This is a genomic window from Pseudomonas sp. RGM2987 (assembly GCF_022952855.1).
In the GTDB taxonomy this organism is placed as follows: Bacteria; Pseudomonadota; Gammaproteobacteria; order Pseudomonadales; family Pseudomonadaceae; genus Aquipseudomonas.
In genome coordinates this window covers 1-10,121 of record NZ_JALJDX010000097.1, presented here as the reverse complement: position 1 = coordinate 10,121, position 10,121 = coordinate 1, and the positions used below count along the sequence as shown (strand labels likewise).

10 protein-coding genes are annotated in these 10,121 nt (G+C 65.0%); all 10 read right to left on the bottom strand.

What is annotated here, in order from left to right; genetic code table 11:
* Positions 1 to 68: 68 nt before the first annotated feature.
* Positions 69 to 791, bottom strand: a complete 723-nt coding sequence (locus RGM2987_RS01765; protein WP_245138395.1) for an amino acid ABC transporter ATP-binding protein — start codon at positions 789 to 791, stop codon at positions 69 to 71.
* On the bottom strand, positions 784 to 1,434 hold the full coding sequence (locus RGM2987_RS01760; RefSeq protein WP_245138394.1) for an amino acid ABC transporter permease: 651 nt from the start codon (positions 1,432 to 1,434) through the stop codon (positions 784 to 786). Before RGM2987_RS01760 ends, RGM2987_RS01765 begins: the two co-directional genes overlap by 8 nt.
* Positions 1,435 to 1,473: 39 nt before the next feature.
* Complete coding sequence (locus RGM2987_RS01755) at positions 1,474 to 2,139, bottom strand: amino acid ABC transporter permease (protein WP_245138393.1); 666 nt, start codon at positions 2,137 to 2,139, stop codon at positions 1,474 to 1,476.
* Positions 2,132 to 3,898 (bottom strand): aconitase X, encoded by a 1,767-nt coding sequence (locus RGM2987_RS01750; RefSeq protein ID WP_245138392.1) that lies wholly within the window; start codon positions 3,896 to 3,898, stop codon positions 2,132 to 2,134. The genes RGM2987_RS01755 and RGM2987_RS01750 overlap by 8 nt, the downstream gene beginning before the upstream one ends.
* Before the next feature lie 10 nt (positions 3,899 to 3,908).
* The gene (locus tag RGM2987_RS01745) at positions 3,909 to 4,727 is read right to left on the bottom strand and encodes a transporter substrate-binding domain-containing protein (RefSeq protein ID WP_245138391.1); all 819 of its coding nucleotides are present in this window, start codon (positions 4,725 to 4,727) and stop codon (positions 3,909 to 3,911) included.
* A 231-nt stretch (positions 4,728 to 4,958) separates the two neighbouring features.
* Entirely contained in the window at positions 4,959 to 5,708 is a 750-nt protein-coding gene (locus RGM2987_RS01740) for an AraC family transcriptional regulator (protein WP_245138390.1), read from the bottom strand.
* A gap of 300 nt (positions 5,709 to 6,008) precedes the next feature.
* Entirely contained in the window at positions 6,009 to 7,265 is a 1,257-nt protein-coding gene (locus RGM2987_RS01735; protein WP_245138389.1) for an FAD/NAD(P)-binding oxidoreductase, read from the bottom strand.
* Entirely contained in the window at positions 7,262 to 7,498 is a 237-nt protein-coding gene (locus tag RGM2987_RS01730; RefSeq protein ID WP_245138388.1) for a (2Fe-2S)-binding protein, read from the bottom strand. Before RGM2987_RS01730 ends, RGM2987_RS01735 begins: the two co-directional genes overlap by 4 nt.
* A gap of 173 nt (positions 7,499 to 7,671) precedes the next feature.
* Positions 7,672 to 8,787 (bottom strand): FAD-dependent oxidoreductase, encoded by a 1,116-nt coding sequence (locus RGM2987_RS01725; protein ID WP_245138387.1) that lies wholly within the window; start codon positions 8,785 to 8,787, stop codon positions 7,672 to 7,674.
* Complete coding sequence (locus RGM2987_RS01720; RefSeq protein ID WP_245138386.1) at positions 8,784 to 9,716, bottom strand: 4-hydroxyproline epimerase; 933 nt, start codon at positions 9,714 to 9,716, stop codon at positions 8,784 to 8,786. The genes RGM2987_RS01725 and RGM2987_RS01720 overlap by 4 nt, the downstream gene beginning before the upstream one ends.
* Positions 9,717 to 10,121 lie beyond the last annotated feature (405 nt).

Genomic DNA, 10,121 nt, shown 5'->3' with positions numbered 1-10,121 from the left:
CTCCCACGGGGTATGTGGTGTATGCAAATCCCCTGTGGGAGCGGGCTTGCTCGCGAAGGGACCAGCGCCTATTTCACTGACCTGAGAAACGCCGCCGTCTCCGGCTGCACTGGATTGCCAATCACCTGGTCCGGCGGCCCTATCTCATGCACCCGGCCATTGCAAAAGAACGCCACGCGGTCGGACACGTCCCGGGCGAAGCGGATCTCGTGGGTCACCAGGACCATGGTCATGCCGTCTTCGGCGAGCATGCGCATGGTGTCCAGCACCTCGCCCACCAGCTGCGGATCGAGTGCCGAGGTGGCTTCGTCGAACAGCATGTAGTCCGGCGACATCGCCAGGGCCCGGGCAATCGCCATGCGCTGCTGCTGGCCGCCGGAAAGCTTGCTCGGAAAGGCCTTGAGCTTGTCCCCCAGGCCCACGTGTTCGAGCTGGCACACCGCGAGGGCTTCGGCGTCCTGCTTGCTTTTGCCCAGCACCTTGCGTGGCGCCAGCATCACGTTTTCCAGCACGGTCAGGTGCGGAAAGGCGTTCCACTGCTGGAAGACGATGCCGATTTTCTGTCGCAAGTGGTCGAGGTCGGTGGCCCTGTCGTGGACCTCGACACCGTCCACGCGGATGCGGCCTTGCTGGATCGGCTCCAGGCCATTGATGCACATCAGCAGCGTCGATTTGCCGGAGCCGGATCCGCCGATGATCGACACCACTTCGCCCTTGTCCACGGTCAGGCTCACACCCTTGACCACTTCCAGGTCGCCGAAGGATTTATGCACGTTCTCGATCTCAATCATTTTCCTGCCACCTTGTTTCCAGGCGTGCGCCGAGGCGGGCGACCACCAGGCTCATGACGTAGTAGATGAGGCCCGCAATGCACAGCACCAGCAGCGGTTCCTGGATGCGGGTCACGATGGTTTGCGAAGCACGCAGCAATTCGACGATGCCGATCCACATCACCAGCGCCGTGTCTTTCATTACCCCGAGCACCAGGTTCAGCCAGCCGGGAAAGGCCACCCGCGTGGCAATCGGCAGGACGATGAAACGCAAGTCCTGCAGGTAGCTCAGGCCCAGGGAACGGCTGGCCCGTCGGGTGCTTAACGGCACCGCGAGTACACCGCCACGGACGATCTCGGTGAAGTACGCCGCGGCGTAGATCCCCAGCACGATGCAGCCGACGGCGAAGGCGCTGATGTTCAGGCCCGCGATGCTCTTCAAGGAATTGAACAGCACGAACTGAATCAGCAGCGGCACGCTGCGAAACACGTCCAGTACCCAGGCCAGCGGCAGGCTGGCCCGTGGCAGCAGCGCCCGCAACAAACCGAACAGCAACCCGGCCAGGGTCCCCAGCAGGATCGACCACGCGGTCAGTTGCAGCGTGACCCAGGCCCCTTCGAGCAGGAACAGCAGGTCGTTGACGGTGAGGCTTGTGGCAAACATGACGAGCCCTCAATAACGGAACCTTCAGTAACGATGCTTTCAATAACGAAAGAGCCGCCAGGACAATAGCCGGGCCAGCCCGACGATCAGCTTGGCGATCAGGTAGTACAGCGCCGCCGCAAGGGCGAAGTATTCGAAGGTGCGGAAGGTCTTGACGTTGTATTCCTGGGTGACGCCGGTGAGGTCGTTGTTCAGGCCGACTACCACCCCCAATGACGTCATCAGCACCGCCCAGACCATCTGGTTGGCTAGCGGGTAGAAGACGATGCGCAACAGCTGCGGGACGATGATCATCCGGTACGCCTGGAACGCGCTCATGCCCAGGGAGCGGGCGGCGCGCATCTGCGTGCCGGGCACAGCCTTGAGACCGCCGCGAAAGTTTTCCGCCAGGTAGCCGGCGTTGTTGAAGGTGATGCCCGCCAGCAACGCGAACCACGAGCTGACGTGCAGCCCGAGAGAACCGAGGCCGAAGTAGAGGATGTAGATCTGGAACAGCGAGGGCGTGTTGCGGGCGATCGACACCCAGGCATTGCCCACGCCGCGCAGCAACGGGTTGCGCGCCTGGCGCATCACGGTCAGCAGCAGGGCGATCAGCACGCCGAAGATCATCGACAGCGCGGCCGTCTCGAACGTCACCCAGGCGCCGGCGAGCATATCCGGCAGGGCGCGCAGGGCCGGGCGCCACTGGAAACTGTAATCAAACATGGGCAGGCGACCTCGGTTGTAGCCAGGCCGGTGGCTGGCCGCTGGCGTGGGCGGTGCACGCGGCCTCGACGCAGTCAGCCAGGCTGGCGAAATGCACACCGCGCCCGACCAGGCCCGGCGCGTAATGGGCGTATTTGCCGGAATTGGTCATCAGCGTTGTGGCCTGGGGCGGGATGACCGGTTCGCCTACCATGCACCAGCAGGTGTCGGTCACCAGTAGCGCACCGAACGCCTCGATGGCGCTCAGATGGCCGGCCTGGCGCGCCTGTTCCAGCACAGCGCGACCGCAGGTGATCGCCAGCACCACGTCCGGGTGCTTGATCCGGCCCGCGCACAGCGCCGCCAGGCTGGCGAACTCGCTGAGGGAAAAATGCGGGTTGCCCAGGGAGACCACGTCCACCCGCTTGTCCCGGGCACTGTTGAGCTCGCGCCAGCTGGCAAGCAGGCCTGCGACGCTGACGGTGTGCGCCGTCAGCGGGGTGTCCGCGTCCAATACGGTGGCCGGGTCGAGGGCTTCCGGCGTGACCCCGGCGATGTGGAACAACGGCGCGGCGCTGGTGGTGGCGAAGGCGGCGCCGAAGGCTTTCAGGTCATCCAGGGTCGGTGCGGCGTGTTCCAGGCCGCGGATCAGTGGGATGCGCCGGCCCGTCAGGCTGCCGATGTGGTAGCCCAGCAGCGGGTAGAAACTGTCGTCCACGCGGCCCAGCGTCGGCACTTCGATGATCAGCGCGGCCTTGCGCTGTTCGTCGAGGTGGCAGCCGATCAGGGGCGCGCGTCCGCACAGGGCAATGCAGATGTCGAGGAAGTCCGGATACTTTTGCGTGCGAGCACCGAGCACGCTGTTGGCATAGACCACCGCGTTGGATTCGGCCCAGACGATCTGTTCGCCGGCCTTGGGCGCGCTGTCCAGCAGATAGGGCGCGCAGGTGAAACTCAGATGCGCGCCCATCGCCATATAGGCATCACCCAGGGCGCTGGCCGGCTCGCCCAGGGCCGGATCGACGCCCAGTTCCCGCCAGCGCCGCTGGTCCACGGAGATGGCATTGAGGGTGGTCGGCACGCGAACCTTCGCGCCCCATTGCACCAGTTGTTCGGCGAAGCGCAGGCTGGCCGGACCGGTGTAGATGCAGCCGTCGATGTGGGCCTGGGTCACGTCCAACAGTTGCGTGGCGCCCTGAAGATCGGCCATGCGCAGCACGATCTGCATCGCCACCTGGGCGGCCTTGCCATGGGCGCCGTCGAGCAACGCCCGGTCCTGTTCGGTGAGGCGAAGGGTTGAGGGCGAGGGTGGTTGCAACGGCGCATCGGCAGCTTGCCAGTGGCCACTGGGGCGCCGCCCGGACAACGTCAGGCGCTCGCCCTCCAGGCGCACAAAACCCTGGCCGCGCAGTGTGTTGAACGCCGCGTGGCCCACGCACAACACTGGCAGCGAACGCTGGAAAATCACCTGGGCCACCAGCACGCCCAGGGTCAGGATCTCATCGGCTTCGGCCAGCACCAGGGCGGCCGGCGCGTGGCCGTTGCTGATCAGTTCCATCAGCACGCTGCTGCCGGTGCACGAACCGCGTCCACTGGGAATTGCCAGCACGCGCCCGGCCAGGCGTTCGCCGCTCAGCGGATGATGCCGGTCGATGACTTCGCCACTGACCGGATCGACGCCGCCCCAGAAACTCAGGCCCACATCGGCGAACAGCAGGGCGCCCTCGGTGGCACCCGTCACCAGGCTGCGACCGTTAATGCGGATAGGCGTGCTCGGCATGCCGCGATCCTCAGTAGTAGACCTGGGGCACGGTCAGGTTGGTCGGCGGGATGTCGGTGCCAACCCATTTGACGAACAGCTCCTTGTAGCGGCCGGTGCGCACTTGCTGGTTGACGAAGAGGTTGAGGTAGTTGATCAGGCCGTACTCGCTGCGCTTGGCGCCGAGGGACACGTAGTCGATGACGTAGGGCGCGTCACCGGCGATTTTCAGGTTCTTGTATTTGCCCGATTTGATCGTGGCGGCGGCCACGGTGTTGGTCACCACCGTCGCATCGATGTGCCCCTGGGCGACGGCCAGCAGCGTGTCGTTCTGCGACTGATAGGCGCGGAAACTGCCGCTGCCCCAGCTCTTCTGGTCTTTTTCCAGGGCGATGGCTTCATAGGTGCCGCTGGTATTGCCCAAGGCCTTGCCCTTGAGGTCGGCGTAACTGTTGATGCCGGTGTTGTCGCGCGTCAGCACCACCATCTGGAAGGCGAAGTAGGGCACGGTCAGGCCGACGGTCTTGGCCCGTTCCAGGGTGTCCGAGGTGGACGCCACAATCACGTCGGCGCGACCGGAGATCAGCGCGGGGATCCGGTCGGGGAAGGGCGTTTCCACCACTTCGGCGTCTACGCCCAGGACTTTTGCCAGGTCGTGGCAGTAGTCCACGTCGAAGCCTGCCGGCTTGTTGCTTTCGTCGCGAAAGCCCATGGGCGGGAAGTCCAGGGTCACGGCGCAGCGCAGCTTGCCGGAGCCGATGATGTCGTCGAGTTTGTCGGCCTGGGCCGGGGCGATGAAAAGCGGGGTGAGGACAACGCTGAGGGCTACGGCCAGTGCTGGGTTCTTCATAAATGCCTCGCTGTCGAATAAATGCGGTGAGATATCGTATTGAGGATTTCGTATACGATATTAGATAAGCAAGTGGCGTGCCTGTTTGGCTGTTATTCATGCAATGGCTTTGCAGGCTTGATCTAGAGGCTTGTCTTGAAAGAAGAGGGGGCAGCTGGGCGACGCGCGAGGTGCATGCGGTGTTACAGATGGGAGCAATCCGAGAGCCCGTCGCCCCATCAGGGAACACGGCTAACGCTGATTTTCGCGATATTGGCTCGGTGACAGGCTGGTCAGGGCGCGGAATTGACGGCTGAAAGCGCTGTGGTCGGTGTAACCGCAGCGCAGGGCGATTTCGGTGATTGGCAGGTTCTTGTCCAGCAGCAACCGTGACGCTTCTTCCAGGCGCGCCTTGTGAATCATCTGCCGCGGCGTGAGCTGGAATATCCGCTTGCAGTGCCGCTCCAGCTGCGCCACCGACAACCCGGCGATGGCGGTCAGTTCGGCAAGGCTGATGGGCTGGGCGAAGTGCTGTTTGATGTGAGCGTCGACCGCTGCCAGTTTCTGAAAGGCCGGATGGCTCGATTGCGGCAGTTGCAGGTCGCGGGAGATTCCGGCCAGGCCGACGGTCTGGCCTTCAGGGTCGTGCAGGGCCAGTTTGTGGGTCAGGCACCACACCGGTTGGTTGCCGTAGTACAGGTGCAATTCGAGCTGGTCGGCCAGTTCGCGGCCGCTGGACAGTACCCGGCGATCCTGTTCGGTATAGAGCGGGCCGAAGCGTTCGGGGAAGACTTGCTCGGCGGTCAGGCCCAGCAGGTCGGCGCGGTGCTTGAAGCCACAGCGTCGGGCCAGGGTCTGGTTGACGAAGGCATAGCGAGCCTGGCTGTCCTTGATGAAGAACACGACGTCCGTCAGGGTGTCGAGCAGCGGTGCGATGGGTTGCAGGCTGCGTAGCAGGGTGTCGAGGTCGCAGGGGGCCAGGGCGGTGAGCGAGGGGTACATGTGGGCTCGGTTCTGGAGGGGGACGCTGGGATCATAGGGGTAAAATTGTTTGGGTTCACTTGGTCTGTTCGATGGCGGCCTGGCAGCCGAGCTGTCTCTGCGGGCTGTACTTAGGTCCAACTGTGGGAGCGGGCTTGCTCGCGAAGGCGGTCTGGCAGCCGACCTAGCTCTTCGGGCTGTACTTAGGTCCAACTGTGGGAGCGAGCCTGCTCGCGATTGCGGTGTGTCAACCAGCATCAATGCCGCTGACTTGACGCCTTCGCGAGCAAGCCCGCTCCCACAGGGGAAACTGTGTAGGGTTCAGGAGGGTGGGGTTGGGTCCAGACCCAGCAAGGTTTCGATTCGCGCCGGGCTGAAGGGCGGGCGCGCTGTTGGAGTTGTCCAGCCAAACAGATGCTCCAGCGCCGCACCGCAGACCCGGCCCTGGCAGGCGCCCATGCCGCAGCGGCTGGCCAGTTTCGCTTCACGCCAGTTTTCATGGCCGGCCAATTCGGCATAGGGCACGTCCTCGCAGCGGCACACCAGCGTGTCGTCACGAGCCAGGGTCTTGAGGCGTGCATCAAGGGCGAAGGCTTTGTTCAAGGCTTGGGCGAACCCCTGCCAGCGGGCCCGACGCGGCCACAGGCGCTGGGCAGCCGTGGTGTTACCGGTTGCGGCGTGGCCGGCGATGGCGCCTTCTACCAGAGAAAGTTCGCTGCCACCGAAACCGGTGCATTCGCCAGCGGCGTAATGGTCGGCGCGGGTGGTGGCTTGCCAGGCATCCACCGCGAGGCCCTGGCCTTGCAAGGCGCAACCCAGCGCTTGGCCGAGTTGGGTGTTGGGGACAAGACCGAAGCCACAGGCCAGGCGGTCGCAGGCCAGTTCAACCGTCCGGCCTTGCTGCGACAGGCGTACGCCCTCGAGCCGCTCGCGCCCCAGCGCCTCCAGCACATGGGTATCGGTGCGATACCCTGCGTCGAACAGACCGAACGCTTGAAAAAGCTTGTCCGGCCAGCGCGGCAGTTGCGCGGCGAAACCGGCCACGGCGGCGCGCCTGGCTTGCTCGGCGATTCGCAGTACTTGGGCGCCTTGATGGTTCGCGGTGGCGGCGCTGGCTAACAGCAACGGGCCGCTGCCGGCGACCACCAGCCGTTCGCCACGCACCGGCAAGCCGCCCTTGATCAGCGCCTGCAAGCCACCCGCCCCGGTCACGCCGGGCAGGGTCCAACCGGGGAAGGGCAGCAGCAATTCGCGGGCGCCGGTGCAGAGGATCAGGCGTTCGTAAGTGATCAGCCAGCCGCGCTCGGCATCTTCGACCAGCAGGGTTTTGTCGGCGGCTTGGGCAATCACCCGAGCACCGGCGTGGCAGCGGACATTGGCGCACGCCTGCAACCGTTCGCGCAGGCGTCGCGCCTCGGCGGGCAAGCGGGCCTGGGGGCCGTCGCGCCAGATCTGGCCGCCGGGCAGCGGGTTGTCATCCAGCAGCACGATGCGTGCACCGCTGCTTGCCGCGGCCACGGCGGCGGCCATGCCGGCGGGGCCGGCGCCGATGATCAGCAGTCCAGTGGTTTCGTTCATGGGCGGGTCTGCACGTGCATGCCGTCACGGCACAAGGTCTGGCACGCCAGTCGCCGACGGCCGTCGATCGTTACCCGACATTCCTGGCAGATGCCCATGCCGCACAAAGGTGCACGGCGCTGGCCGCTGACCGAGGTGCGACTGGAGCCGTCGGAGCCCAGCACCAGGGCTGCGGCGACGCTGGTGCCGTCGGCTACCTGCAGTGGGTGGCCGTCGAGGAATAAGTCAGGCATAGGTCCAGTCCTTGGTTAAACGGATGTCAGGGGGAAACTCACATCCTGTGGCGAGGGAGCTTGCTCCCGCTCGATTGCGCAGCAATCGCAAAGATCTCGGGTCTGCTGCGTCCGAGGCGTCGGACCGTCCCAGCGGGAGCACGCTCCCTCGCCACAGAGGACGGTGTCGGGGTTCAGGCATAGGTCGGTTCCCCGAGGAAGCGTTGGGGCAGGTAGGGCTCCGGGGCCAGCGGCGCGGTTTCGTTGAACAGCTGCGCGGCCAGCAGGTCGGCGGTCGCCAGAGCGGTCGTGACGCCCAGCCCTTCGTGACCGACCGCCAGCCACAGGCCTTCGCGCTGCGGATGTTGTCCCACCAGCGGCAGGCCATCGGGGCTGGCAGCGCGCAAACCGGTCCAGGCGCGAATGCCGTTGAGCGCTGCCAACCCCGGCAGATAATCGACCGCACGCTTGAGCATCTTCGCCAGCATCCAGCTTTCCACTTGCGGATCGACGGTGCCGAACTGCCGCGAGGCGCCGATGAACAATTGTCCGGTCGGACGTGGTTGGATATTGCATGCCACCGAGGGGCCGCTGGCGTTGTGGGCGCTGGTGACGTAACCCAGTTCCACCAGGGTGTGGATGACCGTGGCGGGGTAGCGGTCGGTGATCAGCAGGTGGCCTTTTTTCGGTTCGATGGGCAGTTCTGGGCACAGCTCGGTGGCCTGGATGCCATTGGCGAGGACCACCGCTTCGGCACTCAACCATCGCCCGTCGTCCAGGCGTACGCGACGGCCATCGACATCTGTCACCTGGGCCCGTTGCTGGACAATGTTGGTCGTGTCCAGCATCCAACGCGCGGCAGCCGGAGCATAGAGGATGCCGTCGCCCTTGATCAGCAATCCACCTTCAAGGTCAGGGCGCAAGCCGGGTTGGCGTTGATGCAGCGCAGCACGCCCGATCAGTTCGCAGTCTTCGCCATGGGCCAGCAGGTTCAGGTACTTACTATCGGCCACCGCCATTTCCTCGGCATTGGCCGCCAGCCACAAGGTGCCGTTGTTGCGCCAGGCGCAGCCGTCAGGCAGGGCTGGGGCCAGTTCACGCCAGCGTTGCAGGGAGTATTGACTGAGAGCCAGTTCCGCCGGGTTGTCATCGAGCACCAGCAAGTGACCCATGCCGGCGGCCGTGGCGCCGTGCCAACCGGCGTCGAGCACCAGTACCTTCAAGCCGCGCCGGGCCAGGGTCCGGGCGCAGGCGGCGCCGATGATCCCGGCGCCGATGACGATGACATCGGCGACAGGCCCTTCGCTCACGGGCGAATGCCCCAGGCAAACGGATCATCCGCTTCGATGATCAGCGAGGCTTCGGCGCTGATGAAGGCACGGCCGCGAATGGTTGGAATGATGCGTTCGCCGGCCTGTTCGTAGGAGCCTTCGAATTCACTGCCGATGACGCTGGCCTGGCGCCAGATCTGTCCGGGTTGCAGTTTGCCGTCGGCCGCCAGGCAGGCCAGTTTGGCGCTGGTACCAGTGCCGCAAGGGGAGCGGTCATAGGCCTTGCCGGGGCAGAGGACGAAGTTGCGGCTGTCGGCCTGCGGATCCTCGGCGAACAGTTCGATGTGATCGATCCGGCCGCCGTCCTCACCGCGAACGCCTTGCTGCTCCAGGGCCTGCTGGACGGCATAGGTGTAGGCGGTCAGTGCATCGAGGTTATCGCCAGCCACGCGCTGGCCGTGCTCGGCGATCAGGAAGAACCAGTTGCCGCCCCAGGCCACGTCACCCACCACCGGGCCGATGCCGGGCACGTTCAGGCTCAGGGCCTGGCGGTAACGGTAGGCCGGCACGTTGCGTACGCTGACCGAGCGATCTTCATGCAGTGTGGCCTGCACGGTGCCCACAGGGGTTTCGATGCTGTGCAGCCCTAGGCCGATCTTGCCCAAATGGGCCAGCGACGCCACCAGGCCGATGGTGCCGTGGCCGCACATGCCCAGGTAGCCGCTGTTGTTGAAAAAGATCACCCCGGCACAGGCGCTCGGGTCCACTGGCTCACACAGCAGCGCGCCCACCAGCACATCGCTGCCCCGAGGCTCCAGCACACAGGCCGTGCGCCAGGCATCGTGCTCCTCGGCCAACCGGCGCTTGCGCTCGGCCATGCTGCCTCGGCCCAGGTCCGGAAAACCGTCGACGACCAGGCGGGTCGGTTCACCGCCGGTGTGGGAATCGATCACGGTGATGCGTTTCATGGGAAGGCGCGTCCGTTCAGGGGAGATGACGGCAAGCGTGGCGCGGAGCAGGGGGCGATGGCTTGAGGGTTTTATCGGCTGTGGATGACGAAATCGGCACAGCTGCAGATCTGAGCCGGACAACAAACCCTTGTGGGAGCGAGCTTGCTCGCGATAGCGGTAGGTCAGGCAACATCTGTGTTGAACGTTAAGCCGCTTTCGCGAGCAAGCCCGCTCCCACAAGGGGCTCGGGTGTACTCAGATATTTTGTGGCCGCTACAACTCAACTGTGGGAGCTTGCTCGCGATAGCGGTAGGTCAGGCAACATCTGTGTTGAATGTTGAGCCGCTTTCGCGAGCAAGCCCGCTCCCACAGGGGGGTCGGGTGTTCGATGATATTTTGTGGCCGCTTCAACTCAACTTGGGG